Here is a 26,296-nt window from a genome sequence, read left to right as displayed (position 1 = left end):
CCGCTTCCGCTATTCCTTCCTTGCGGGCGACTTCGACTACCCCACGCAACAGGAAGCCGCAGCGGCTTTTTGCGAGGCATATGAAGGCAAGGGCGGGAAGCGCCTAACGGTACATGGCCTCACCAAGTTTGACAAGGAAGCGCTGTACACGCCGGCACGCAAATTTTACCGCCTGCTGGGCAGGATGCGGAAAATGCTGGAGGAAGATTTCGGTTTCAAACCCACGGATAGCGAATAAAAAAGACAAGAAAATGAAGAAATATTGGGGAAGGGTTGATTCCCCATTTTTTATCGACCGAAAGCACAGCAAAACCCGCCGCAAGCGCTCGACAGCGCCCAATTAGCCAAGAAGCACACTTGGAAACGAAAGCCCGTATTCCCCATAACGTTCCCCACGAATCGCGCGTTAGCGCTATCCTAGGCTAGTTTGCCCTTCCCATCTAAAATTTCATATCCGCCGTATCCTTGTATGTGAAAGGAAAGAATACGATGAAAACAAAGACACATACCCCTACCCCGGCCACCACGCCAGCGATGATCCAGGCCTATTGGCTCAAGCTCTTCCACGGGCAGGCCTGTCACGATGAGATCACTGCATGGCAGGGCTTCGGCGACCGGGTCTATGCCGATACGTATGCCTCGCCCTTCGTCATCCGGCTATACCATAGCGACCCCTGCGACCCGCGGGTGGCCTACCTCAGCGCCGTGCACGGCATTGTAGAGTGGCGCTTTGGAATCAAGACCCTGGTATACGCCAACTGCTCATTGGTTACCGATGCCGAGCAGATCATCTGGCTGGACACCATCTTCTGGCAATATATCCTTACCGAGGATCAAGGAAAGACCATCGGGCGCCCGTCGACTATCCGAAGGGCCGTGGAAAAACATATGCGCACAGGCGTGAAACCGATTGCAAATCGTACCCGTGTGTTCAATGAACCGTTTAGGGGATGAATACACCGAAAAAATATTGGGTATGGATACTATCGACAAGCCTTTTTTCGGCAGTTGTGGCATTGGCCATAGGTGCTCACATCGGCTACCAGGCAGAGCTCCATGCTTACGATGATCTATTCTTTGATGAGGCGCTGACAGACATTTACTACACGGACAATCCGGTAGACTGCCCACCATGCGAATTAGAAGAAACATACGAGTGGTACGATGTAGAACCGCCATTACATAGTCATGAATTGGATGAGCTGGTATCCCCTCCATCAAATTAAAAAGATGTGGTCAAAAAATAAACTATGAAAACATATAACATATTATCTGCTAAAGGAATCATCACTCATTCCCTCGCCATATTGATAGCAACAGTATATTGTTACACTGCGTTAATCAAGTTGCTTGATTTCGGCAAAGCGCTTGAAGAGATGTATAACCAGGTATTTCCGACTATAATTGCCGATGAGTTAGCCTGGATCATTCCTGCATACAAACTGCTGTTAATCCCGTTATTATTTCATGCTCGAACCAGGGAATTTGCATTGTGGGCATCGCTCACCTTTGTCGTTGTACTTAGTATTTATCTTGTTTTGGGTCAGCATGGCGTTTTTAGCAAACACCCCTGTTCTTGCATTGGGTTTCTCACCAAGAAAACCTATGGAGACAACATGCTCTTCAACCTGATTTTCGGCGCTATAATGTTGATTGCCATCTTGGTAGAAAAAGAATGGCTTCCCCCTAAAATTGTTCACTTTTTTGCTAGAAAGGAGGTCGCCGGAGACAATACGCAATAACACGCATTCAGGCGAAGGTCCCGCCTGTTCAGCAGACAATCGGATATACGGACCAACGTTGTATCAACCGGTGGGTCATTTTGCCGTACCCGAAATCGGCCATACGTTAACCACTTTAATGCAATTCAGATGAAAAGTTTATTTGCAAAACTCAATCTGTTCGCAATTGGAGCATTATTGGTCGCCGGAGCTTCCGCATTTAAACATGCCGAGGAAAGCCGGGAATTGACTACCTTCTACATGGTCAACGGCCAATGGCATGAAGGTCCACTCGAAAACTACGAGTGCAAGCCTATCGGAGAAGTTTGCTCGGCGGAATTTGAAGCCGGGTCTAATCCCGCTCCTGACGCGGAGGGCGAAAACCAAACAGAAGGTTCATACTTGCCCATTTAACATAAACGGACGAAGCCATATAAGGGCCGCCGGGTGGCCGGCAGCCCTTATTTCAATCCCTCACATTTTGGCTGATATCGCTGTAATCAACTTCACTGGGTGGAATTGGAAACGTATACCGATTGCTCCCTGGCAGTAAAGTATATCCTCGCCCCTGCACCGTCCGATGGAGGGTAGTTTGCAATTCAGGCTCCATGTTCAACCTCCTCAGGTCACCCCATCTTCTACCCCGCGCCACCAGTTCCCTTCTCCGCTCTTCGAGAATACTTAATAATAGTGTCTGCGCATCACCAATAGCTTCGGCCTCGTAGGTACCACGCACCCACCGGTTTGCCTGTAGCATACCGATGAGCGTATTCGCCTTTTCGACATTGCCGGCTCGCGCATGGCTCTCTGCGGAGATCAGATATAGCTCAGCTGTGGTCAGCCCATTGAACCAATTGGAAGCCCCGGAGTAGGTTCCTTTGAACGACCCGTCATTACGGAAGAAAATATCCTTTCGCAAATCATTTTCGTCATATAGGCCGAAAAGACCTTCGTTAACCGTCAATTGCGAACTCAGCATATAGTAATAATACAGCAAGTCGTCGTAAAAAATAACTTCCGGATTATCGCCAGTGCGCAACGGCCGTATAAAAGGTCTTGCTGCCCCGGTGTCGATCGTGTTGTAATCAAGCAGCACGTTATTGAACGCCAGCGCGCTATCGGCATGGAGGCCAGCGTTTGGATAATCGCCCATTGACAAGTATATGCGTGCGAGCAGGCCATATGCCGCACACTTTGTGGGTCTACTGGTGAAATCACTTCGTTCGGGCAGCAGCCCCGCCGCTATTTTCAAATCCCCTATCATGCGTGCATAAGTCTCTTCTAGGGAACTTCGATCCGCTATCACATTGACGTCCGCATGTTCTCGTAAGGGAAGCCCCAATTCCGTTTCCGCCGTTTCCCGGCGGTAAGGCGGGCAGAACAGTTGGGACAGGTGGAAGTATGCCCAAGTACGGAAGAACAATGCACTGCCTTTCAACTGTGCCCATTCCTCGTCACCTTGAATGTCCGGTGCCAATTTCGCCAAGCCATCCAGCACGACATTGCTATAGAAAATCTGTTGGTAAGGCCGGGTCCAATCATGGTTGGCAGCATTGCTTTCAAAGATTGTTTCGTTCCATATGTATGCATTCCGCTCGTGGGCGGCTCCCAAACCTACAAACCCCGCATCGGTTAATTCAAATTCATCAGACGCGATTTGCCCCAATGTAGGTGAACTATAAAACACCGTATTATTATCCAACAGTGCCCGGAAATCTGCCAGTGACTGCGGCACAACGATTGATTTTACCGGTTTCTCGTCTAGAAATTCTTCGTCGCATGCCGCCAAAATACCGGCTGCAAAAATTAAGATGATTATCTTTTTCATAGTTGTATCATTATAAAGTTAATCTGAAGCCAATCGCATAGGTGGTAGGTGGCGGGCCGGTCTCATAATCCGGATCTATGCCCCACCGGTTCGATACCCAAAGTGTCCCGAGGTTGTTAGCATACCCATAGATCTGCATCGACTGGATTTTCCATAAATTTCGCCCTATGCTACCGAAATTATAGCCCAGCTGTACGTCTTGCAAGCGAATGTGGTCACCCCTACCCACCAATTTATCCGAATACATGTAAAAGTTATTTCTATTGGTGTTATTGACCTCCGGCATAGACGGCACCTGTGTGGCCCGTTCATCGCCCGGCTGTTGCCATCGTTGGGCAAAATCACCGTGAGACACTTTGCCTGCGAGCACCAGGGCATAATCCACCGTGTTTTTCCGGAAGACATAGCCCATTCGGTACGTTATCCCTACCGAGAGAAAGGCATTACGGTAGGAGAAATCGTTGCGCAATACGCCTGAAACAGTCGGCCTGGCTGCGCCATGCCCGACCAGATCACTTAAATCCGGATTTACCAGCCGTGCGTAGTCGTTGCTCAACTCCCCATCGAGATATCCCAAAGGGTCGCCTGTTTGCGGGTCGAGCCCAGCTGAGCGATAACTATAGATTGAATACAAGGGATGCCCGATATACGGGCTCCCTACGAACCTCGCATAGTTAGCGGCCGTTCCCGTTTTTTCGTATGCGGTAACTTCTTCCTTAATCCAGTTTAACAGCACTACACTTTCCCACTGAAAATGAGCGCCTTCAACATTATTCGTGTACAAACTGACATCCATCCCTTTCGTGCGCGTAGCCGCCACATTTCCTTTGAATGCACTTATACCGGTTTGCGCGGCCAGGGTCGATTCACCGATCAGATCCGAGCCCCATTTGGTGAAGTATTCGATACTGCCACTTATTCGGTTTCCCTTTGTACCGAAGTCGACCGCAGCATTGAACGTACGGATTCGTTCCCAACGCAGTTCGGGGTTGGGCGGATTCCGCACTCCGGCATACGAGAGGCCCGTTAGTGTGTTGAGCCCCGATTCGTAACCAGCCGTAATGAAAGCCGACGTGGATTTATCAACATTGCCCGCCACACCATAGGTCATCCGCAAGTTCAGGAAAGGAAGTCCGGAAGATGTATAGAACGCTTCATCGCTCAACTTCCACACTGCTCCCACCGAATAGAGCGGTACCGCTTTCTGGTTGGTATTGACCCCAAAAAGATTACTCTGGTCTATCCGGGCACTGGCCGACATCAGGTATCTGTTTTGGTACGAATAACTCGCGTTCGCATAGAACGACCGGTTACGATCCAGCGAACCTGTCTCGTTTTCCGACCGTGGTATCTTGTTGGCGGTTGAAGCCGGGTTGACAAACGAGGTATAACTTCCGACATAGTCGACCGGCATGTTCGTCCCCGTCAATGGGTCATAGCCATAATAACGGAATGCCCGGTTATCGCTTTTCCATTCCCTTACCTCTGCGCCTGCAATGGCGTCCAGACGATGGTCCGCCGCCAGTTGGCGGCCGAAGGTCAATTGTCCACGCAATGTATATCCGGTGTAAACGCCATGCTCCATATTCAAGATCCCACCCAGCGGAACGGGTCGCTCCAGCGCGCCATCACCCCGCACTACGGTAAATCGATTGATCTGGTCGCGGGTATAATAACTGTCCACTCCATGAAGGTTGCGGGCCTCCAAGAAGCCCTGGCTAAACTGGTATTGCATACTGGCGTTCAATCCAGGCAACAATGTGTACCGCAGGCCCGCATTCAGGCGGTAATCGGTGCGGTTCAATCTCTTGTCGGCCAGCGCCAACTCATCCAATGGCTTGTATTCCCAATTCAACAGCCCTTGCGTACCAGCCCATTGAACGAAATTCCATCGGTAGTCCTGCACAAGAGCCAAGGGGTTTCCGGCTTCATCTGCCAGCCGGGCGTACGGATAAATCGGCAATGAAGGTGACATCCTCAGGCTACCATAACCCGGATTATTATTTCTGCGCCGGTTTCCTGTATAATCGAACCCCGTAGTCAGTTCCAACCGGCCGTTAAACAACTTATAGCTGTGATTACCATGCAGTGTAAGTCGTCGCATACCGTTTCCCACGTCCACACTCCGGTTCTGATCGAGCCCTGCCGAAAGCGCATACCGCTGTCGCTCGGTGCCTCCCTGTAAACCCAATGCATATTGTTGGTTGATGCTTTGGCGCATCATATAACGGGCGACGTCGTTACGTACGTCATATCCAGCCAATTCATTAATCGCCCGTTCGGCCGCAAGGGAATCCATCAATCCATCGCGTTGTGCTATCAGCAACTCTACTACCGGTGTCAGCGGCGTCCGGCTAATGCTCGTTTCGCTGCTACGGTAGTATCCGCGGTTAAAGAGCATCCGCTCCACGCCAATAAAATCCGCAGACGTCATGCGGGGCATGTAAAACAGATCAGGCTTGTTTCCCACAGTGATATTGGAATTAACCTCTATTTTGGTTGCGTTGCCGTAACCACCTTTCTTGGTGGTGATAACGATGACACCATTTCCAGCACGCGCACCCCATATTGAGGCCGCGGCGGCATCTTTCAATACCGAAACCGAAAGCACATCATTGGGATTTATCGATGAGAGATCCCCATCGAACGGAAAGTTGTCTACAACGATCAATGGGTCGGCATTTGCCCGGATGGTACTTTGCCCCCGGATGCTTATTCCTGTTTTCGTCTGGCTGGTACCGACCCGGTTCACCACAAGCCCCGGAACCATATCTTCCAAACGCGAAAGCAAATCCGTGCTGACCCGACGGTTCAGTGCCTGCTGATCAACCTGCACAAATGAGCCGGTCATCCGTTCTCGGGGAATCTGCTGGTATCCTGTTGATACGACCACTTCATCAAGCACATGTAACGTATCGACATCCTGTCGGTTCCCGCTGGTATCAGTCTGTCCGTGCCCAATTGTTGGTATGAACATTACCACAATCCATAAGAGTATGTTACTTTTTAAAATCTTTTTCATTGTTTTATTTGGTTTGGGATTGATCTTCTATCTCTAGCACTTTCAACCGGCGTGTCGTTTTGACGAACTTTAGTCCGTACTTAGCCAGTTCCTTATTCATTTGTTCGATATCGCTTAGGCTGGCATTGATATCAAGGTCTACCGGATATGTAATGCCAGTATCGTCAATTATTGGCCAGGGCGATTTTTGCAGGTAAAACACATTCAATTGATGAATCCATGACGAAAGGTAGGCGTTCCGAATACGACAAGCGAAGCGGTCTGCTTTTATCTCCGGCTTTCCGCCGTTGCTTTCAAAGCTTTCTGTTGGTACGCCCTGCCGCACCAATGCATAACAGGTCACTTCTTTCTCCGGTAAGCTGAATCGGTATTGGGGAAACAACCGCCGCATATCTTCCCGCATATACGAATAGATATTTGCAGCAGCGGCAGGTGGAACGATAAGTTCATAACAATAGCCGTTCCCCTCTCTTTTCCAATCGAGGTAGTCTGTGCACGACTGTTCATCCCAAACGAATTTAGACGTATCACTTACCAGCAGCCTCGTTCGATTTCTACCAAAATGGCCATCCTCTCTACACGCTATGCTGAAAAGAGATAGTAGATCCTTATTTCGCATGAATATCTTTCTGGACTTGGCGGTATCGAGTTTATCTATCGTTAATCCGGCCGATAACCCTTCGGTGTATCCCGTCAATACTGAATGGTAAATCAGGTTGTGCCCATCCCCACCGTTTCCATCCAGTAAAAATGGCTGGTCATCGTCATAAGCAAGGACGTAGTCCTTTTTCTTTTTATTAGGAAAGTCTTCTTTCAGTGCTGCCCTGATGTTGGAAGCATTAACGGCGTCGTTGTCTGTAATAGCACGTACGGTCCCCTCGGGGTCTATCCATACATAATGCGGTAATGTTTTGTGTGGAAAAAAGCGCCGCAACGTGGTGTCATTTCCAACCCACGGCGTTTCGGGCCGAAACCCTTTTCGGTCCTCGTATTTATTTAGGAAATCTTTTATTTCCTTTTCCGATTGGTAGGACACTGACAAAAATTGTATCTGCCCGCCGAATTGCGTTTGAAGGCTATCCATGACGGGCATCATCGCCAAGCAAGGGCCGCACCAAGTCGCCCAGAAATCAAGGATGAGCAATTTACCGTTGAAATCATCTAGTTTGGCTTTGCTTGAATGGAAATTATGGATACGATCGATGGTATAATCTGGCAACTTGCTACCGATGGGCAACCCGGTAGACACCAGATCCGTTGCTGCCTGTGCTTTTGCCGTAGCCGCAGGCTCCGCCACCTGGGCGGAGACCTGCTTCACGGCATACAAACACATGCTCGTTAATACAGCCAACAGGCTGATGTATCGTATTTTGAATTGTTTAAGTTTATGGTTGGAAAGGGCATACCCCTCCCCTGTGTGTAATTTTCGTTTCATTTACCCATTGGTTGTTAGTGGTTTAAGAATTATTTATTCACAAACCGACCACAACACCAATGAAAAATTTCAGCTTAAACTTGCAAAAGTGGGATTGTCCATCTACCTTTAGCGTGACTAATTTTTTGACCAAAGGCAGACAACCGCTCCACACCTAAGCAAACATGACCGTTTTCTTATGGCGCAGGGTCGGTTCTACCGGGCAATAACCAGCGGCTTTTTTTATGCCACTGGCCGACGAGAGTTTTCACTCTGGTTTTTTTAAGCCCGGTATTTCTTTCGGTTATACTTAGTCTGGCGGGCAGGATATGTTTTTAGTGATTGATTTAAATGAGGTACTACGCAGCCGTGAGGCAGTGTAAAATCGTGAACCTTCGACAACAGAGTTGCCGAGATACATGACTAGTGGATTTTTGGTTCTCGTTCTCATAATTTAATGATTTATGAAAACGATGTGCGACTCTAGAAGTTTAAGGTTTCTTTATTATAAACCAAAAGGTGAACCTTAATGCTTCCGACCTGGTATCGCCAAACACCAAACCTAACCGAAGTTAGGGTTCCCCGAAAGACTCACATAAGGTTCACCGTCTGGTAATATGCACAAAGATACAGATTACACAGTTATACGGCGAACCCATGGTCATCTCGTGGGAATTTGGCGATTTCGGTACGAGAGTGACATCGTTATGATAGAGGTCCCCCCCTATCCTAGTTGTCGCTTATGTAACTGAAACAAAGATAAACATCAATATCGAATTATACAAATTTTATAATTCGATATTTTAAAATATTCAAATAAATGGATGAAAATATGGGGATAGAGAGGATATTCAAAGAATATCGATTGCATTTCGGATTGACTCAGAGAGCAGTTGAGCAGCTGGCTAATCTAAAGGAAAATCAATATTCAAGATTTGAGTCCGGCAGGCAAAAGCCCAAGCCACATCATATCAAAGCCATAGCTGGCGTTTATGGTCGTGAAGACTACCAGTTAATGAACCCGAAGCATCGGAAACCATCTCTAAAAAGTTTACCGTTAAAGACCCAACAAGCTATATCGGACATTAAGGATTCCGGAACGCTACCAAAAGAAAAACACGATAAGGTAGATTTGGGAAAAGAGATAGACAAGCTTATTGAGGATGGAAACTTAAATAAACCTATTACTGCTAAGAAGCTATTAGAATTTCTACCTATTGCCGTAAGAAAGGAAATCAATAATGAGTCTAGGCGTATAACTGATTTGTTGAGACGGCCGCCACGCTGCAATAAAGTTAAAATAGTAGAAAAACCTGAGGGTGAGACGGGAGCAGGTAATTGGTATCAGATAACTGAATGAAAATCATTTCAATAATTATAATAATAATCTAAGGTCTATAGTAACCTAGACTACGAACTTAATGAGAAATCCTAAATGGCACCGAGATGAGCTGGTACTGGCGCTTGACTTGTATTTCGAGTTGGAGCCCGGACAGATTCATGCTCGAAATCCCGCCATCATAGAACTTTCTCAAACACTAAATGCTTTGCCCTTTTCCGAAGCAAAAACAGATGCCGAAAGATACCGTAACCCCAATGGTGTGGGGCTTAAGCTCAGCAATTTTCTAGCCCTTGACCCTGACTATAAAGGGAAAGGCATGCAGTCTTATAGTAAGCTGGACGAGCAGGTATTTAATGAGTTTCAAAATAGCCGAGCGTTGCTCCGGAAACTCGCAAATAACATCAAGGCTACCCTTTCACAAGAAAAGCTCGTCGAGGAGTTGAAGCTGCCGATAGTGGAGGACGAAGAAGACGGCTATTGTGCGCCTGAGGGAATGCTGCTCTACAGGCTTCACCGTTATAGGGAGCGCAATCGAAAACTCGTCCATAAAAAGAAAAAAGAACATTTAAAGAAGCATGGTTCACTTGCTTGCGAATTATGCTCTTTTGATTTTGAAAAGACCTATGGCGATGTGGGCAAGGGCTTCATCGAATGCCATCACCGCATACCGCTGTCTGAATTAACACCCGATACCAAAACAACATTAAATGACCTTATGCTTATCTGTTCCAATTGTCATCGGATGGTGCATAGAGGGTGGAATTCTATAACATCGTACCCGACTCAACGATCGCTTACACGTTAAACTTCAGAATCAATCAAAATCTCTTAATAATTGAAAGCAATGGCAGGTTACCTTTTTAGTCTAGATAATGATGAATCTTTAAAAAAATGCATATTGGCAGGTGTATATTCCACGCGACTGTCATCACCAAAGAACGGGGCATGGTCCATATCTCATGAAGGGACTTTTGCAGATTATAGTACGATGGAAGCAGGAGACAATATCTATTTTTTCATAAAGAGGAAGATATATGGAATAGGTACCCTGGTTGACGTTGGCGGCGATTGTAAATTCCTAAATTATCCGCATGCCGATATGCCTATCAATTATGATTATGCCGATATTCAAGAACACATGTTAATTGAGAGTGATAATGACAGTGATAGACAACGATTCATTTGTACCTTCTCGCCATCTCCCCATTTTTTCACTGCAGGGATTGACATGGATGACGTATTGTCATCAGCTCCGGAAAAATTCAAAATCCTGCGTGCTTTTTGGAAACTCAGCTTCATAAAATTCTCTGACGACGAAAACGAAGCATTTAAAAGTATTATTCTCCGAAGAAATATCAATGCAATCTTTGCTCCTTCCGACCAAAACACTTTCTTGACCGGACACGAACAATCACATAACAATATAGCACAAATAGTAGCCGGGAATTCACATTACCGAATGAGAATTGCCCCATTCCTTGAACCGATTACTAATGAGGACGGTTCGTTGAGACACGAAATGGCAATCGAAGCTGCGCTATTGCACCAGCTATCTATTGGGGATGAATCAACTACCCATATGTTTGGCGAATGGGATTACCTTTCTCATCAGGTGATTGCTTCTCCGTTTAAGCCAGTTGATTATATGGACAAAATGGATGTATTTGGATATAAATATATACCAAACGAAAGGCCACTTATTGCTCGTTTTCTTGTCGTGGAAATCAAAAAAGATGTCTTCAAAAGTCAAGACCTATTACAGTTGATGAAATATGTTGACTGGATAAAAGAAGAGTACGCATTTGGAGACTACGGTATCATAGATGCTTTCGCTGTTGCTCATAGCTTCGAGGATGATGTAATTGAAAAACTTAATGAGTTAACCGAGCGGAAATACGTATACGGGGTACGGCCATCGATATCAGCTGAGTGGCGGAATACAAAACTTGTTCGATATTCGTACGACCACGGCGAACTACTGTCCTTCCACAATTTTAAAAATGCAAATTCATGAGAAAAGCTTACTTCGAAGTAGTCAGGACCACAATTGGCGAAGTTTATTATAAACCGCAAAATCGTTTCCGGATTCCGCGCTTCCAAAGGCAGTACACATGGGATGAAAAACAGGTAGAAGAGTTTTGGGAGACAATCACGCTTGGTATCCCAACATTTTTAGGAACGGTAATCTTCAATATTAAAGATAAACATACCGACAATATTATTGAAATTATAGATGGTCAGCAAAGATGCTTCACCATCCAAATATTTGGTGCCGTTGCTAGGGATATAATTCTAGAGGAAGGACTACATAGCGGCGATAAAAAGTATAGGCAGAAGGCAGACGGTGTCCATAAGAGGATATTAGGAAGTCAAGACGATGATGACGATGAGACATTTTATAGCTACTTGATTCCTGGAGATAGTATAAAGGAATTTTTCGAAAAATACATACAGAATAACTCGGCGGACAATTTGGCAAATATTGAGCAGGCTAAAGTTACACGAAACTCGGAGCAGTATAAGGTAAAAAACGCATATTTTAAGTTCAGGCAACTTATACGGGAGTATCTTCAAGAGGAAATCACATTTTCGGCTCGGTATAGCAAATTAATAGATTTAATAGATAAAAAGCTATCCCACCATTTTTTTGTTAAGATTCAAATTGACGATGAAGATTTAGCTTACGAAATTTTTGAAACAGTCAATGCTAAAGGTGTTGATTTGAGTGTCGCAGATTTAATTAAAAATCAAATATTTAGAAATGTAACAGGAGGTGATGGCCATGTCATCGATGTAGCAAAGGAAAAATGGAATGGTTTGCTTGAAACATTAGAAGGACTAGAGTTCTCCCTAAAAGACTTTTTAAGCTACTATTGGACGTCCAAATATAGTTACGTATCAGATAAGAATCTGTACACCGAAATAAGATGGAAATTTCAATCAAATTCTGAAGAATGGGTTTTATTTTTGGATGATTTAGTAAAAAATGCAAATTATCTGGAACTAATCCTTTCTGGATCTGAAGATGACTTTGTCGACTTTTTCAATAATGACCGAGGAGAAGCCGAAAAAGCATATAAGAGTTTAAGAATATTGAGGAGCCTAAAGGCAAAAACTTGGATAATTTTATATCTATGTTTATTTCGTAACCTATCATCCGATAGTCGTAATAAAATGCCCTTACAGATAAAGAAAAGATGGGAGATTTTTGATAAATTCACATTTTTATATTTCCATGTACTTAATTTACCCGGCAACTGGTATTTCAAACTGATTAGTGATACCACTAGACGAATTGAAATTGGCATTGAGCAAGGGAAAGACCAAAAATATTTTGCAGAGGTTTTGCGAAGTCTATTTTCAGGGTTTAAAGAAAAAATGCCGAATTCTGTAGTGGATTTCAAAGAGGGGTTTAGTGCTATTCAGTATAGAGATGACCCAAAATCAAGAGTAGTAATTAGATACGTATTAAATGAACTAGAGGAGCACTCTGCCGGCAGTTTCAGTGAGGGGTATGATGAATCAAAAGTAAGTATTGAGCATATATTGCCGAGGAATCCTAAGCAGTGGAGAGTAACAAAAACTGCTTGTAAGCCCTACGTAAATAGTATAGGAAACCTTGTTTTAATCTCAAAGTACGCCAATGGCACAATGGGAGATAGTCCTCTAAATGAAAAGTTAGAGTATTTGAAAGAGTCTAAACTACATCTCGTAAAGGATTTATTAGAAAAAATAGGGACAAATGAATGGGCCTTCCACGCAATTTCAGAATTCAAAGATTTTGGAGGGATAGAGAGGAGATTGGAAGATTTATCTGATAGTGGTTATGATATTTGGGTGAATAATTTGAGGTCAAAAATGGGTTTTTGAGTCAAGAACATTCAGCCGAGAATATATCAGCGAGAAAAGTAGGCTCTCCCCAGAGTCTGCAAAATGAAGTGTGTCAGTAAGGAATAACTCTTAAATTTATATAGTGATTATGGACAGTATTCTTCACCATTTTTAACTGGCTCGGATGCTTTAAAGTAAATAGTGTCCGAATTTTCGAACAGACTAGGACGGCAGACCAGTTTTTAACTAATATTTGCCTATATGATACTCCCTATTTGCTGGACAACTATTGCACTAAGTTAAGATATAATTACGACACATTTTTGATTGCCTGATAGAACCTCTCATCGGGTGTTATCCGACCGATGGATTTGTGTCTTCTCTCGGTGTTGTAGAAGTGCACATAATCCTTCACCTGTTTGTACAAGTCAACCCCACCATTGGGTGGATTCAAATAGATTTTCTCTCTTTTGAGCGAGCCCCAGAACCTTTCGATATAAATATTGTCCAAAGCCCTGCCTTTGCCATCCATGGATATTTTCACCTCATGACCTTTGAGTGCTTCGATGAATACCGAGGATGTAAACTGCGATCCCTGATCAGTATTGAAGATTTCCGGTTTGCCATGCTTGGCTATGGCGTCCTGCATAACGTCCCGGCACCATTCCGCACTCATCGTATTGGATATTCCCCAGCCCATGATCTTGCGGCTGTAAACATCGATGATGGCAAACATGTACATGAACCCACGGAACATGGGTATGTAGGTAATATCCGCCTGCCAGACCTGGTTTGCGCGGTCGACTTTCAGGTTCCTGAGCAAATAGGGGAATTTATAATCAGCCTTATTGGCTTGGCTGAGATTCTTTTTGGGGTGGATGGCCTTCAGGTTCATGACCTTATATAATCTCCTGATACGCTTCTCCCCAACAAAATACCCCAGGTCCATTTTCAGGTACCAGGTCATCCGCTCCACACCATAGAACGGACAATCCAGAAACTTCCTATCAATGGCCTTCATCACCCGCTGGTTGAATAACGACTCACCTTTGGGTTTGAAATAGTAGCTGCTGCGCGGCAGCTCGATGACCTTACATTGCTGGAAAACACTCAACTTTCTGTACCGTGGGCAAACAAGCCTGCGTTTCTCATCCAAACTCATTTGCCCAATACTTTTTTTAGGAAATCCACCTGTATCTGTAATTCCCCGATTTTCGAATAAAGCTCTTTCTTCTCCTGAGAATCATCCTTGGACCGGTCTTGGTCTTTACTGAAAACCGACTCCGCATTATTCAGGAAGTCCCGCTTCCAGGCGTTGATCTGCGTGGCGTGAACCTCATATTTGGCCGCCAGTTCGTGGACTGTCTGCTGTTCCTTGATTGCTTCGATGGCTACTTTCGCCTTAAAGCCTGCACTGAATTTCCTTCTTTCTTTTTTCATTTTTCAACTGCTAAGTTAAACATTTAAGCAGCTGTCCAATTTTTGGGGAGTATTATACTATAAATATGACACGGCGTAAAATGAATCCATCGACTTATCACAATATTGAACACCTTTCGGAAGGTGTGAAGAAAACACAAGAACACAACGAAGAAATTGAACGCCTAAAAGGAGAGAAATTCAACGTCTTTAGTATCCTAAGACTGGAAACAAGTGAAAACAGGACGCATTCTGTATTCATTGCAGAGTTGCTAAACCCTCAGGGCTCGCATTTGAAAAAGAAGGTTTTCCTGGATAGCTTTTTATCCGTAGCAGGTATTCAAGGTTTCGATACAACTCGGTCTGGGTGACAATGGAGCGGCATATAGGTCGCATAGATTACGAGCAAAAGCTCGGTGGACGTGTGGATATTGAAATACGCAATGACAAGGGTGTGACGATATGCATAGAAAACAAAATCTACGCTGGAGACCAACATGGGCAGATCATGAGATACTGTGCATACAATGCCGGCAAGAACACCGTGTTATACCTGACGTTGGATGGGAGTGAACCGTGTGAAGGAAGCAAAGGAGAATTGGAAGCTGGAAAAGATTTCTTTTGTATATCCTACAAGAATCATATGTTAAAGTGGTTGCAGGAATGCCTGGCATACTCAGCGGAGGAGCCATACTACGAGAGTCGATAAAACAGTACATTATACTAACCAAAAAACTAACCGGACAATTGACCTATAAAAAATGGAAAAAGACCTTGAAAATCTTATATGGAAAAACCCGAAGGCCGCCGAATTGATTTCTCAGAATTTTCCCAGAATGGTAGATAAAATAAAGGATGATTTCAGGGAACTAGTGAAGGAAGGGGTAACCCGAATATTACCAAGCGACTTCGTAGTCGAAACGGGAAGCCCGGTCTCAAAATTCAATTCTCAGATTTGGATTAGACACAACAGTGATTACCCAGAATGGAAAACATGCTATGGAATAGAAACATTCAGTGGGTTTGGATATTTTGGTGGACAGCTGATTTGTGGAATTATGCAAATTAATGAGAATTCTGTCTTACTGCCTAAATCACTTCAAAAGTATGATGGCCGTGGCGGATGGATTCAGTATATGGCAATTAAGGATGTGGATGAAAGGGACTTGGATTTTGCTGATATGGAATTCCTCTCAAAACTTGGTCTAGATGCTACTTTCAGAGACAGTTTGGTCGATAAAGTGGTGGACGAATTTCGTAGATTCTTCGGAGAAACGAAAGAGGACTTTTTGAGGGTGTTTAAAACAATAATCAATGATTAACCCTGCGCAACGATTTGCCGAACGAACTTTTTGTTGAACCAAAAGCTCTGCCAAGGAATGCTCACTGCACCATCCGTATAAGCTTGATACCCGGCATCGATTTTTGAAGAGTCGCGGGTATGCGCCCGCAAATAGATGTACTGAGATTCGCTCTGTTTGAGCAGATTATTTTTTTGGATGGATTTATCGCCTCGCGCGACATTCCAAACCTGAACGTTTTTAGTTTCTACCATCGCTTTAACTTGTTGCCATTCGTTAGATATGGCTTCAAGTTCGCCATCGGAGGGTCGCCAGTAGATAATGTTACCCGCCACCCAATCCTGCCAAACATTGTAGCGGTACTTTCTTTTGCCACCCGAGATATATGGTTGCCGAGTCTTAATTACGGGGATTAACAGAAACCCTTCTTTAATTTGATTTTTGAACAATGCCTCATGGGGTTTGTCAACTTTGGGGTCGCCTTCTCCTTCCCACGTCTCATCGATTAAATCGACCAAACTGAATTTGGGAAAGGACATTGCCTCATATGGAACGTAATCGGAATTAACAGGTACCGTTTTAATGGTGATGCCACGTTCTTCCAATTCTTTGAGTTCTGTTTTACTAGTCAGGTCGATGCCCCGTTCCACGGCTAATACGGCCTTTATGAGCTCGGGAAATGCCGATTTCGATTGTGGGGAAAATTGAACACCATACTTTTCCGCAAGGTGACCGACGGTATCGCCTGCCAAGAGGCCATTCAGGTAACCCGTGATCCGCAACACGGGGTCCTCGCCAGGCAGGTCCAAGGCGACCATCTCCTTATGCTGTACCTTCTCAGCATAGAAATATTTTAGATAATTGTGTTTGAAACTGTAGCTACGTTGCTTTGCTTCGTTGTCGCCGAGATAAGCAACCATTTTTCCCGTGCCGGATGTGCTCGGTCCCACTATCTTAGCGTCTCGCTCGGACAGTTGGTTGGCCAATAGGGCGGCTACTCTCTCTTTAATATTAGTCCAGTCCGTCGCTATTTGCGGTTCGTCTTCTTCTGCTAGGTGGAATAATAACGGGCCGAGGAACACAAACTCCTGCCAGTCCCCGTACGTTTTGCCCATGGGATGTTCGTACATCAGAAATAAGACATGCTCGATTTTACCTCGTAGTTCGGAGTTGCCCCATTCTTCGGCAACAATGGCGTTGTAGTAGATCGATTTAATTTTAGAACGTTCCTTGGGTTTTAATACCCCTCCGATTTTCCTCAACGGAAGGACTTTTAGCTCCAATCCAAGATGGGGGATGTCTGGCAAAGGGTTGTTGTTTGGCTGTTGGCCTACCAATGCTTCCAAAACTTGGCCAACGATGCCTTTATTCACAAGTAGAAGGATGTGTGGGAACTTTTGCACTACATGGTCGGCCAACTCCCGGAGTGTTCTTTTCCTGAAAGACTTGTAGTATTTGAATAAGTCACCGATTGTCGCAAATTCTGGCATGGCAATAATAGGGTGGGTTATCTACTCTTTTATGATTTCTTTGATGTAAGATGCATTCAACCAATAGCACTTTTTCTTTTCCATACGCCCGTTGGGGGTTTCCATCAAATCGCGTGAATCAGTTCCCTTGGGCCGTACGTGGCAAATCATATCATCGCTGATGCGGATGAAATGCGCATAATCGTCAGCCATTATTTTGGCTTTGGTATCTTCCCAAAACCATCTCGCCATTTCAAGATCGGCTGGCGGCATGGTCCAGAACCTGACGCCGTGGAGCCGCAGGGTATTGGTGGCATCTCGCTTGAACACCACGAAGAAGAAACGCTTGGTGAGCGTTTGGTACCAATAGGATTCTTCCCACGTTTCGTGGATAATTTCCTTGTATTGGATCTGCGCGAAAGACATGCTTTCCTTTAAACTGCCGCTGTGTTCCAAGCGGATGGTCTTCATCGCCACATCGCCCTTTTCGAACTCCTCGATCTTTTTATTGGAAACGCCCATAATGGCTTTGGCGATGAGATAGTAACGGCTCTTTGCCTTGCTTGCTTCCAAGCCGAGCGTTTGGATGATTTCTGCCTCGGACATACCAATGTAAGGCTGGAAGCGTGCGATAACCAGCTCTTCGAAGGTTTGGCCCGGCGCATAGTCGTCGATGGATTTGACCACCGGCTCTACTTCATCGAGCCGAATCCGCCGGTAGCTTCCGGCCGGATCGGCGAAACTGTCGCCTTGGGCAAGTATGCGCGCATATTCCTTTTCGTCGATTACGTGCTCGATGCCCTTACGGGTTTGCTCGATGATGAAGTTGAGGTATTTGGACTTGAGCGAAAAAGCCCGCTGCATGGCCAGCTCGCCAGAGAAGGGCTGCTTGCGGAGGCTTTGCTTATTGGCCCCTTTGGTGCACGCGCCAAGGTAAATCGTATCGCCCTCGGAAAGCTCGTGCGCGCGGCCCTCGCGTATTTTGGTGACAATGGTTTCCCAATCGTCCATGATGATTTTGAGGTCTGTGGCGGGGAAGCGCCAGAGCCGGATGATTTCAAACACGTAATCCACGTTGACCATACCGGCGTCATGCAGGTAAAAAAGCAGCAAAAGGTGCCGGTTCTTGCGCCAAAAACTACTCGTGCTGAATACATACTTATGCTCTTCCTCGTAGTTGATGATGTTGAAGACCAGACGTTCCTTGGAGACCCATCCCCTGCCGATCTTTTTGAGCGGTGTGGTTTTCAGTTCCACGCCAGCTTTTGGGAAGTCGGGCTCGGCATTGGAATTGGGTTCGTAGAGGAAGTATAACTTCTCTACCAGCTGGCCGAAGTCGCCCTTGCCGCGCATCGCGGCAGCGGCTTCTTCCACACCGTCTCCCACGACCTGGCGGAGGCTCTTCTTGAGCAAGCCACGGGCATATTGGAGAATGGACTGCGGATCTGCGGGGTCGTATGGCAATGTGGTGGGCATGCAACTGGGTTTCGAGTAGATGCAATAATACGCATTTTTAACGAAATACCCACTAGTGGGTATTTTCTGGAATAATCTAGTTACTACCTTTACGTAAACTTACTTTATGAAACTTACCAACACCTAGCTTACAAATGAAGAAAAACATACTTCCGCTCGCCCTATTGTTATGGTGCTCTTTTTCGGTGGCCCAGCAGCAGTCGGGCCATAAGCACCTATTCGTCGGGGGGCAGCTGGATTTCGAACAGGATTTCCTGTTGGAATGGATGGGGCTCCAGAACGAGGACCGCAATTATACCCAGGGCCTGAACCTATCGCTGTATTTCGATGGCAGGTCCAATAACTGGTTGTTCCATCCGAAAAAGGAGAAGCCCATCAACCAATATGCCTATTCACCCACCGTATTCTCGGCGCAATTGGCGGCTTTTACGCCGGATGACCTGCAGCAGACCGAGCCGGTGGTCGGTGATAGGCCCTACTCTACGGTTTTCATGCTGGCGATGAAAAACGGCAAGATGGATGTAATCAACAGCATATATACCCAGAAAGGTGTCTACATCGGCGCGATAGGGATCGATGGGCCGGCGAGACACTTACAGACCAAGGTGCACAAAGGCATGAACGATGGCAACACCAAGCCGCCCTATAACCCCATGGGCTGGCATAACCAGATTTCGAATGGAGGGGAGCCGACGGGGATGTATTCTTTCAACAAGTCGACATTGATTACAAAAAAACGGCTAGAGGCCGAGAGGGAGATGGACGTACACCGTAACCCGCCCGCCTGGAACAAGGTGGTCGTATCGTACGACTGGGGATATAGCTTGGGTTACTTGACACAGGCGAGCGCCGGGATGAATTTCAAATACGGCAAACTGGAATTGAGCAACTGGGCAACGGGCCTCTTCAACAACCTGAAAGAAATCGCTAATCTTACAGGAACCATGAATATGGTCGATCCCGATTCGAGAGCATACAATTACTACCGGCGCGAAAAAAGGCCCGAGCTGTATTTCTTTGCCAGTTTAGCGCCATCCCTCACCCTATACAACGGTTCGTTGCATGGCGGATTCAGGAAGTCTGCATACCGATTGGACTATGACGAAACGGCCTTCTTGACGGGCCAGTTGAGGTTTGGCCTTGCATGGACCAGTCGATGGCACACGCTGAGCGTCTACCAAGCGATGAAAGCCCCGGAGATGTGGAATGCCTATTCCCGGCTCCACCATTGGGGCGGTGTGTCTTTGGGATTCTTCTGTGGAGGCGGTGGAGGTGAACGCCCGGAGAAATTAACGGGCAGTGCGCCGCGATAACTCTTGACCGATTTTCTCGATGACGCCGACCACGAGGGCGTTGCCCATAAAGAAGGCCCGCTGGGCGTCCGATGCGCCGGCAGTGTGGTTGTCCGGAAACATATTGAGCCGTTCCAGTTCGACGGGCGTAAGCCGCCTTAGCCGCCCATCGGCCGTTTGGATGACGTGTTTGAACCGCGATGGCGAGGGGCCTCCTTCACCGGTGATGATGGTGCGCGAGGGCTTATCCAATGGATCGGGGAATACCATGCCCCCTTCATTATAATGATACTCGAAACCGGTGGCTTTATTGATCCGCTTCTCTTTTTTCGCCCCTTTGAGGTAATACCATTTATCCAAGTCCGCTTCGGGAATATAATAGTTGGCAGGCACGGCTCCGTTAAGCAAGATCTTGCTACCCAAGGTCTGTACGGGGCCATCGTATTGCGGGGTGGTATCTACCGTATGGACCTGGCGGCCGATGATGATGCCGCTATTGTGGAACGGGGCCCAATTGGGGCGATCGGCATTGAATCCTTGGGTGATGGCTTGCAGGGTACCCTCTATCGGGAAGGAGCGCACCGGGTGGGTGCCCCCTTCTATCGGGAAGGCGCTGGCGATGATACCCCGCTCTGCCACCCAGTCTGCCGGGTTCTCCAAAGCGGCGGCTTCTTGGTGGAGCGCGGTGCCTTGGTGATAGGCCAGGATGAAGGTGCGGCGGCGGCGCTGGGGCATGCCGTAATCGGCTGCGTTGATGATACGCCACTCCACGATATAACCCAAATCGGAAAGCGACGCCAGCATGATGGCGAAATCGCGCCCCCGCTGTTTGGCCGGTGATTTGAGCAGTCGGTCCACATTCTCCAGGAATACGTAGCGGGGCTTGTTTTCCTTTTCGGCGAGGATCCTGTGGATTTCCCACCACAGCACCCCTTTTTTGCCCTGTATACCGCCGGACCGGTTGAGCGTGCTTGCCACGGAATAGTCCTGGCAGGGGAAGCCCCCGCACAGCAGGTCGTGGTCGGGGATTTCTTCGGTGGGTACCTTGGCGATATCGACATTGCTATGGTTGCCTGCACCGAAACGCAGTGTGTAGATATGTGAGGCGGGCTGGGATTTGGTGGCCGGCTCCCATTGGTTGCTCCACACCACCCGGTACCGCTCCGCGTCAGCACGCTCCAGACCGATACGGAATCCACCTACTCCTGCAAAAAGTTCAACTACGTCCATCGATATTTAATCACAGTCTTTGCAAAGTTAACATTTGGGAAGCATTTAACAACGCCTATTTGATGCAGCGACAAAGATGCAAAATATTTTTAATTACTATTATTTTTAGTATATTTATATCGTTAAACAAAACTTACTAACCATGGAAAATCAACTGAAACGTGGAGACATTGTACAGTACCACACACCATTTCCCGACGAAATCGGATCACTGTACATTATACAGGAAGCACATTATGACATGGAGCGACCACGGGTGAAAATGGCAATGCTAGACTCCGGATTGCGCTGGACGCCCATTAAATACGTCTTCGCAGAAGACCTCGAAGTGGTCCGTGATGGCGATGAGGTTACCGAACTGGTGGAAAAATACAGGGCTACTAAAAATCTCCCCGACGCGTGATATTAATAGTCGGCCGGGTACGGCACCCGGCCCTCCCCTGCCGTTTCGATGTACAGCTGTATTTGGTTGATGCACTTGTGCAGGTTCTTCCGCACATCTTCCCCCCAGAAACGAAACACGGTATAACCTATAGTTATGAGAGCAGCGTTATTTTCCTTGTCGCGTTGAATATTACGTTCGATCTTGGAAACCCAGAAGTGGCGGTTGCTCTTGATACGACCCTTGGTCTTTTCCCACTGGTGGCCATGCCAGAACTCGCCATCCACGAAGATGGCCAATCGGTACTTGCGGATAACGATATCCGGCCGGCCGGGCAGGTCTTTGGCATGGGTGCGGTAGCGGATGCCCTTTGCCCAGAGTGCCTTGCGCAGCAGCAGCTCGGGCTTGGTGTTTTTGGCCCGGATGCGGCTCATGATATAGGAGCGCTGCGGCGTGGTGGGGAGATGGGGCATAGGTGTAAAGATACGGAAAAGCTAAAAATTCACTTAAATAATTACTGATATGATATTGACCAACGCTGAAAAACGACAAGATGTTCGATATACCGTGATGGACCTGCCTGAAAACGAACTATTGGCGACCGTCCGCGCCATGACCCGCGAGGAACTGATTGAATGGTTGTGCTGGAACGACCGGAACGGCGTGTATTGCGATAACGACTCCCTAGCCGAGTTCGGCAATGTGATGACAAAAGCGGAAGGTGAAGAGATCATGTTCCGGCAGATCATGTCTGAACGCGATGATTGGGACGGCAAGATGGATGGCAGGCAGATATATTGATCGTCAGGTTATCGCTTTCTTTTCACTTCCGGAATCAAAAGGGATAACACATAAATTAACACCTACTGACCTCTTGCCGTTTCTCTCCGCTGGCAAGCGACCATACCGCGATTCCGATGGACGAACGGCCCAGATGATGGAGAAGTCGAAGAAAATCCTATATTTGGTACCGCAAAACGGTAAGTAAAATGAAGTCGAACCTTATCCTGCTGATAGCAGCTGCAATGGCGACGACTGCCTGTAGCAGAGATGGCAACATGGTGCCCGAGAATGCTTTCGCAATTGAGCTGACAGCGGTAGCCTTGGAACATCAGGGCAGCGTTAAATTGTTCACCAAATCCGGTGAAGTAACGGATGAGGCGGTCATCGCGAACTTCATCGCTAGCGAGCGTGGGTTCAATGCGCCGTTTGCACCAGAGCCCAGCAACGCGATCACCTTTACGACGGACAGCACGGCACAGCTTGGCACTTCGGACGTTCTTTATGGGGTATCCCGTGAAGACAATGATGTTGTGGTTTTCCGCTCGCCTTTTATACTTGGACCCTACGCCACGGGCGCGGCACGATGGACGGCACTGGACACCTATCGACTGGGCAAACACAACGATCCGCTGGAAACGTTCCATTCGGTGGGCCAGTTGCTGTATAAAGGGGAAGCAGTGATTTATTGCCAGGGAAACTACCAATCCCTGTTGTTTCCCATGATGATCTATAAGCTTTACCGCCAGTCTGGAACCGAAGGACAGTCAAGCGAAAGCATGATTTCCGGTAAGTTATTCAACGAATTTGATGAGGATTTCTTGGAGACGCTGGGCGATAAAGATACGCTTGCCTACCAGCAAAGCTATGTGAGGTTTAGCAAATAGCATAGCACTTACTCCCAATTTTGCAGGGGTGGCGTAGAGACAGAATACATTCCTTCCTATCGGTTAAATGCCTTTCAACATATTGGTCCAGACTCTGCAACAGTTGCTTTGAACCAATTTCGAAATGGGCTAACACTGGAAGGGGAATTCCAAGGATTTACAAATGGGTGCCCTTACTGTCAGTTTTGAAACGGCGTATAGTACCTTCAGTAAAGCTCGTTATAGCAATATATTCGACACCGAGCGTTCTGGCATTTGGACAGCAGAAGCAACTGTTATACTTCCTATTTCTAAAAATTTAGGCATGCTCAGCAATGTCACCTTTGCACAAGGGATGAATCCCGCGTATCAGTTCGGTGTATTTATAAAGCCGCCGCGCCCCTTGCCAGATTAACGGATTGTGATGATAACGGAAAGATTGTACCTTAGCCAAACAAAACACTTCCCATGCTCATCGTTACCTGCGCCATCATCATCCGTGAAAGCAACGTATTAATTTGCCAACGCAGCAGTACGATGAACTTGCCGCTGAAGTGGGAGTTTCCGGGCGGTAAGGTGGAACCGGGCGAAGACGACGCGGCAACCATTGTGCGTGAAATCAAAGAAGAGCTGCACTTGGATATCGAGGTGGTAAGACGACTCAAACCGATGGAACACGACTATCCCACTTTCCGGATTCGACTAATTCCCTTTATCGCTAATATGGTAGGCGACGCGTTGCTACTCGAAGAACACGCGGATGCCAAATGGGTAACCGTCGGCGAACTTGACCAATACGACTGGGCACCTGCCGATGTGCCCATTGTTGAACAACTGAAAGCCATGGATATGTGGAATTAAGGGTAGCGAGCCTATTAGTTACCTTTGGAACGCCTCGGCGAAGATGGCCGTGGGGTAAGGTTACCATCGCGCACGGCAGGCGTCCAAAATGCTACTTTATGGAGATATGGCTCGGTTTGCCGATAATCGACATGCCATAGCAGATAGCGCTTTCGGTGCTTGGGGTACTGCGGTTCGTGCATGCATACCATGCGTATGTGCACATCGCCCTTCTCGAATTCTTCGATTTTCTTATGCAACGGTATGCCTAACATGGCTTTCGTGAGCTTTGGGTAAATGCCGGGCTGATCTTCTTTATAGTTCACCAAAAACGCTGTGCAGAGCTCGTGGATGGAACGGCCAAAAAAAGGCTGAAGCCTACTGACGACAAGCTGTTCGAAGGTTTGCCCCGGAACATATTCATCAATGGATTTGACTAGGGGTACGGTATGGAACGTGGACATAATTGGCGGTGTTTTGGTGACAAAGGTAATCGATCGATTTAGGGAAAGTCGAATCAAAAGCGGAAAACCCCGATTGGGCAAATCAGAAACCTTTATTTAACCATTGCATTGAATAACTGAAAGTTTTACTATATTTGTTAGCAGACAATTATATGCTATGGAAACTAATATTGCGGATGTCATTGCTATTATTGAGGATGGTCGCAGGAAAGCCTACTAGGCAATTAACACCTCTATGGTGGAAGCGTACTGGATGGCTGGAAAGCGGATACTGAGAAAGCTGATACTAATAAGGAAACTTGAAGCCGCAAATTGCGACATCAAATGATAACACAAGTGTTCGGATGAAATTCGACAAACTAGTAACGAGTATACAAGACACGCACGACGGGTTACAGCGTGCGGCGATCAAAGCGGTGAACAAATCGCTTACCGTACGCAATTGGCTGATTGGTTTAAATATTGTTGAGTTTGAACAGGACGGGCAAGATCGAGCGAAGTATGGTGAGCGATTACTTTCCGAACTGGCGGCGTCCATTAAAATTAAAGGGCTTTCGAAAACGAATCTAAAGCTATGCAGACAATTTTATATTGCATATCCCCACTTGCTTTCGGCAATAAAGGCCATGCTAGCTCATCTTGGCCTTCAAGTTCACACAATTGGTCAGACAGTGTCTGACCAATTGGAAAATACTGATTTTAAAAATGATACAATTCATCAGACAGTGTCTGACGAATTCAAAAAGGCCTTGATTCAGCCAGAAAAATTATTGGCTAATTTGTCATACTCCCATTTCTCGGAATTAATGACCATCACGGACATCCATAAAAGGACATTCTTCGAAATGGAAACGATAAAAGGCGGGTGGAATGTGCGAGAGCTGAGACGACAGATAAATACATTATACTATGAAAGAAGCGGAATAAGTAAAAAACCAGAGCAACTGTCTAAAGTTGTTAAGCAAAAAGCCGAACGCCTAGCTCCTGAGGATATTATCAAGTCTCCATTTACTTTCGAGTTTCTTGGGTTAAGCGCAAAAGATGTGGTTTACGAAAACGACCTTGAAAAAGCATTGTTGGAGCACTTGGAGAATTTCCTGCTCGAAATGGGCCATGGCTTCTGCTTCGAGGCCAAACAAAAACGAATCCTCATCGGCGATGAGTGGTTTTTCATCGACCTGGTCTTCTATCATCGTGTATTGAAATGCCATGTGCTGGTTGAACTCAAGGTCGATGAGGCCAAGCATGAGCATATCGGCCAGTTGAAAACCTATGTGAATTATTACAAAAAGGAGGTGATGCAGGCGGATGACAATCCGCCGGTAGGTATATTGTTGGTCACTAACCAAAACAAGGCATTAGTGGAATACGCTATTGCCGACAGTGACCAACAGCTATTCGTAAGCAAATACTTGCTTGAACTCCCTTCGAAGAAGGAACTGATTGCGGCAATCGAGCGGGAGAAAAATGTGCTGCGGGAGCAGGGTATTGTATATGGCGTAGAAGAGGAGTGAAAAAAACCGGTTTCGCCGCCAATAGCTTGATATTCCAAAATGGAACATCAAGCTCCTGACACGAATAATATCGATTTGGAAAAACTTTTAAACGCATTGAGTGAA

The 26,296-nt window shown here is 46.5% G+C and carries 29 protein-coding genes; 19 read left to right on the top strand and 10 right to left on the bottom strand.

The window, feature by feature from the left end:
* From ACO1NT_RS09545 to ACO1NT_RS09525, 5 genes are all read left to right on the top strand, one after another.
* On the top strand, positions 1–238 hold a 238-nt coding region (locus ACO1NT_RS09545; RefSeq protein ID WP_449048394.1), incomplete at its 5' end, for a hypothetical protein.
* Positions 239–489: 251 nt separating this feature from the next.
* Positions 490–954 (top strand): hypothetical protein, encoded by a 465-nt coding sequence (locus ACO1NT_RS09540; protein ID WP_449048393.1) that lies wholly within the window; start codon positions 490–492, stop codon positions 952–954.
* Positions 951–1,226, top strand: a complete 276-nt coding sequence (locus ACO1NT_RS09535; protein ID WP_449048392.1) for a hypothetical protein — start codon at positions 951–953, stop codon at positions 1,224–1,226. Before ACO1NT_RS09540 ends, ACO1NT_RS09535 begins: the two co-directional genes overlap by 4 nt.
* Before the next feature lie 24 nt (positions 1,227–1,250).
* Complete coding sequence (locus tag ACO1NT_RS09530; protein ID WP_449048391.1) at positions 1,251–1,742, top strand: MauE/DoxX family redox-associated membrane protein; 492 nt, start codon at positions 1,251–1,253, stop codon at positions 1,740–1,742.
* 129 nt (positions 1,743–1,871) lie between these two features.
* Positions 1,872–2,135, top strand: a complete 264-nt coding sequence (locus ACO1NT_RS09525) for a hypothetical protein (protein WP_449048390.1) — start codon at positions 1,872–1,874, stop codon at positions 2,133–2,135.
* Positions 2,136–2,187: 52 nt separating this feature from the next.
* Here ACO1NT_RS09525 and ACO1NT_RS09520 read toward each other — a convergent pair whose 3' ends face one another.
* The 3 genes from ACO1NT_RS09520 to ACO1NT_RS09510 are packed head-to-tail and all read right to left on the bottom strand — an operon-like array spanning position 2,188 to position 8,006.
* Complete coding sequence (locus tag ACO1NT_RS09520; RefSeq protein ID WP_449048389.1) at positions 2,188–3,549, bottom strand: RagB/SusD family nutrient uptake outer membrane protein; 1,362 nt, start codon at positions 3,547–3,549, stop codon at positions 2,188–2,190.
* Positions 3,550–3,559: 10 nt separating this feature from the next.
* The gene (locus ACO1NT_RS09515; RefSeq protein ID WP_449048388.1) at positions 3,560–6,526 is read right to left on the bottom strand and encodes a SusC/RagA family TonB-linked outer membrane protein; all 2,967 of its coding nucleotides are present in this window, start codon (positions 6,524–6,526) and stop codon (positions 3,560–3,562) included.
* Between the two features lie 49 nt (positions 6,527–6,575).
* Positions 6,576–8,006 carry a TlpA family protein disulfide reductase gene (locus tag ACO1NT_RS09510; protein ID WP_449048387.1) on the bottom strand — a complete coding sequence of 477 codons (1,431 nt, stop codon included), beginning with the start codon at positions 8,004–8,006 and terminating at the stop codon, positions 6,576–6,578.
* 799 nt (positions 8,007–8,805) lie between these two features.
* Here ACO1NT_RS09510 and ACO1NT_RS09505 point away from each other — a divergent pair.
* The 4 genes from ACO1NT_RS09505 (at position 8,806) to ACO1NT_RS09490 (ending at position 13,197) form a co-directional block, all read left to right on the top strand.
* Complete coding sequence (locus ACO1NT_RS09505) at positions 8,806–9,345, top strand: helix-turn-helix domain-containing protein (RefSeq protein WP_449048386.1); 540 nt, start codon at positions 8,806–8,808, stop codon at positions 9,343–9,345.
* Between the two features lie 61 nt (positions 9,346–9,406).
* Positions 9,407–10,132, top strand: a complete 726-nt coding sequence (locus ACO1NT_RS09500) for an HNH endonuclease (protein WP_449048385.1) — start codon at positions 9,407–9,409, stop codon at positions 10,130–10,132.
* A 39-nt stretch (positions 10,133–10,171) separates the two neighbouring features.
* A complete protein-coding gene (locus tag ACO1NT_RS09495; protein ID WP_449048384.1) occupies positions 10,172–11,341 on the top strand; it encodes a hypothetical protein in 1,170 nt (389 codons plus the stop codon).
* On the top strand, positions 11,338–13,197 hold the full coding sequence (locus tag ACO1NT_RS09490; protein WP_449048383.1) for a DUF262 domain-containing protein: 1,860 nt from the start codon (positions 11,338–11,340) through the stop codon (positions 13,195–13,197). The genes ACO1NT_RS09495 and ACO1NT_RS09490 overlap by 4 nt, the downstream gene beginning before the upstream one ends.
* 271 nt (positions 13,198–13,468) lie before the next feature.
* Here ACO1NT_RS09490 and ACO1NT_RS09485 read toward each other — a convergent pair whose 3' ends face one another.
* Positions 13,469–14,320, bottom strand: a complete 852-nt coding sequence (locus ACO1NT_RS09485) for an IS3 family transposase (protein ID WP_449048382.1) — start codon at positions 14,318–14,320, stop codon at positions 13,469–13,471.
* Entirely contained in the window at positions 14,317–14,598 is a 282-nt protein-coding gene (locus tag ACO1NT_RS09480; protein WP_449048381.1) for a transposase, read from the bottom strand. The genes ACO1NT_RS09485 and ACO1NT_RS09480 overlap by 4 nt, the downstream gene beginning before the upstream one ends.
* Positions 14,599–14,678: 80 nt before the next feature.
* Between ACO1NT_RS09480 and ACO1NT_RS09475 the strand changes: the two genes are divergently transcribed.
* From ACO1NT_RS09475 to ACO1NT_RS09465, 3 genes are read left to right on the top strand one after another with little or no spacing between them, the layout of a single operon-like run.
* Positions 14,679–14,948: a PD-(D/E)XK nuclease family protein gene (locus ACO1NT_RS09475; protein ID WP_449048380.1), complete on the top strand. Its 270-nt coding sequence runs from the start codon at positions 14,679–14,681 to the stop codon at positions 14,946–14,948.
* 2 nt (positions 14,949–14,950) lie between these two features.
* On the top strand, positions 14,951–15,286 hold the full coding sequence (locus ACO1NT_RS09470) for a PD-(D/E)XK nuclease family protein (RefSeq protein WP_449048379.1): 336 nt from the start codon (positions 14,951–14,953) through the stop codon (positions 15,284–15,286).
* 52 nt (positions 15,287–15,338) lie between these two features.
* A complete protein-coding gene (locus tag ACO1NT_RS09465; protein WP_449048378.1) occupies positions 15,339–15,899 on the top strand; it encodes a hypothetical protein in 561 nt (186 codons plus the stop codon).
* Here the strand turns inward: ACO1NT_RS09465 and ACO1NT_RS09460 are convergent.
* Positions 15,896–17,251, bottom strand: a complete 1,356-nt coding sequence (locus ACO1NT_RS09460) for a MutH/Sau3AI family endonuclease (protein WP_449048377.1) — start codon at positions 17,249–17,251, stop codon at positions 15,896–15,898. The two genes, ACO1NT_RS09465 and ACO1NT_RS09460, sit on opposite strands and share 4 nt — an antisense overlap.
* A 138-nt stretch (positions 17,252–17,389) precedes the next feature.
* Positions 17,390–18,823 carry a MutH/Sau3AI family endonuclease gene (locus tag ACO1NT_RS09455; protein ID WP_449048376.1) on the bottom strand — a complete coding sequence of 478 codons (1,434 nt, stop codon included), beginning with the start codon at positions 18,821–18,823 and terminating at the stop codon, positions 17,390–17,392.
* Between the two features lie 134 nt (positions 18,824–18,957).
* Between ACO1NT_RS09455 and ACO1NT_RS09450 the strand changes: the two genes are divergently transcribed.
* The gene (locus tag ACO1NT_RS09450; protein ID WP_449048375.1) at positions 18,958–20,136 is read left to right on the top strand and encodes a lipid A-modifier LpxR family protein; all 1,179 of its coding nucleotides are present in this window, start codon (positions 18,958–18,960) and stop codon (positions 20,134–20,136) included.
* Here ACO1NT_RS09450 and dcm read toward each other — a convergent pair.
* On the bottom strand, positions 20,113–21,345 hold the full coding sequence (dcm, locus tag ACO1NT_RS09445; protein WP_449048374.1) for a DNA (cytosine-5-)-methyltransferase: 1,233 nt from the start codon (positions 21,343–21,345) through the stop codon (positions 20,113–20,115). The two genes, ACO1NT_RS09450 and dcm, sit on opposite strands and share 24 nt — an antisense overlap.
* A 142-nt stretch (positions 21,346–21,487) precedes the next feature.
* Here dcm and ACO1NT_RS09440 point away from each other — a divergent pair, with 142 nt between their 5' ends.
* Entirely contained in the window at positions 21,488–21,748 is a 261-nt protein-coding gene (locus ACO1NT_RS09440; protein WP_449048373.1) for a hypothetical protein, read from the top strand.
* 2 nt (positions 21,749–21,750) lie between these two features.
* Here the strand turns inward: ACO1NT_RS09440 and ACO1NT_RS09435 are convergent, their stop codons facing one another.
* Complete coding sequence (locus tag ACO1NT_RS09435) at positions 21,751–22,200, bottom strand: very short patch repair endonuclease (protein ID WP_449048372.1); 450 nt, start codon at positions 22,198–22,200, stop codon at positions 21,751–21,753.
* Positions 22,201–22,249: 49 nt separating this feature from the next.
* Between ACO1NT_RS09435 and ACO1NT_RS09430 the strand changes: the two genes are divergently transcribed.
* The 4 genes from ACO1NT_RS09430 (at position 22,250) to ACO1NT_RS09415 (ending at position 24,234) form a co-directional block, all read left to right on the top strand.
* Positions 22,250–22,528, top strand: coding sequence for a hypothetical protein (locus ACO1NT_RS09430; protein ID WP_449048371.1), 279 nt, complete (start codon positions 22,250–22,252; stop codon positions 22,526–22,528).
* A 188-nt stretch (positions 22,529–22,716) separates the two neighbouring features.
* Positions 22,717–23,394, top strand: coding sequence for a hypothetical protein (locus tag ACO1NT_RS09425; protein ID WP_449048370.1), 678 nt, complete (start codon positions 22,717–22,719; stop codon positions 23,392–23,394).
* 163 nt (positions 23,395–23,557) lie between these two features.
* Positions 23,558–23,788: a hypothetical protein gene (locus ACO1NT_RS09420; RefSeq protein ID WP_449048369.1), complete on the top strand. Its 231-nt coding sequence runs from the start codon at positions 23,558–23,560 to the stop codon at positions 23,786–23,788.
* 53 nt (positions 23,789–23,841) lie between these two features.
* Positions 23,842–24,234, top strand: a complete 393-nt coding sequence (locus ACO1NT_RS09415) for a (deoxy)nucleoside triphosphate pyrophosphohydrolase (protein WP_449048368.1) — start codon at positions 23,842–23,844, stop codon at positions 24,232–24,234.
* A gap of 14 nt (positions 24,235–24,248) precedes the next feature.
* Here ACO1NT_RS09415 and ACO1NT_RS09410 read toward each other — a convergent pair whose 3' ends face one another.
* Entirely contained in the window at positions 24,249–24,677 is a 429-nt protein-coding gene (locus ACO1NT_RS09410; protein ID WP_449048367.1) for a hypothetical protein, read from the bottom strand.
* 344 nt (positions 24,678–25,021) lie between these two features.
* Here ACO1NT_RS09410 and ACO1NT_RS09405 point away from each other — a divergent pair, with 344 nt between their 5' ends.
* Positions 25,022–26,191, top strand: coding sequence for a PDDEXK nuclease domain-containing protein (locus tag ACO1NT_RS09405; RefSeq protein WP_326329610.1), 1,170 nt, complete (start codon positions 25,022–25,024; stop codon positions 26,189–26,191).
* Positions 26,192–26,296 lie beyond the last annotated feature (105 nt).

The sequence above is a fragment of the Parapedobacter sp. genome, assembly GCF_053550995.1.
The sequence above is the reverse complement of the archived record's forward strand: the minus strand, read 5'-3'. Positions and strand labels throughout refer to the sequence as shown.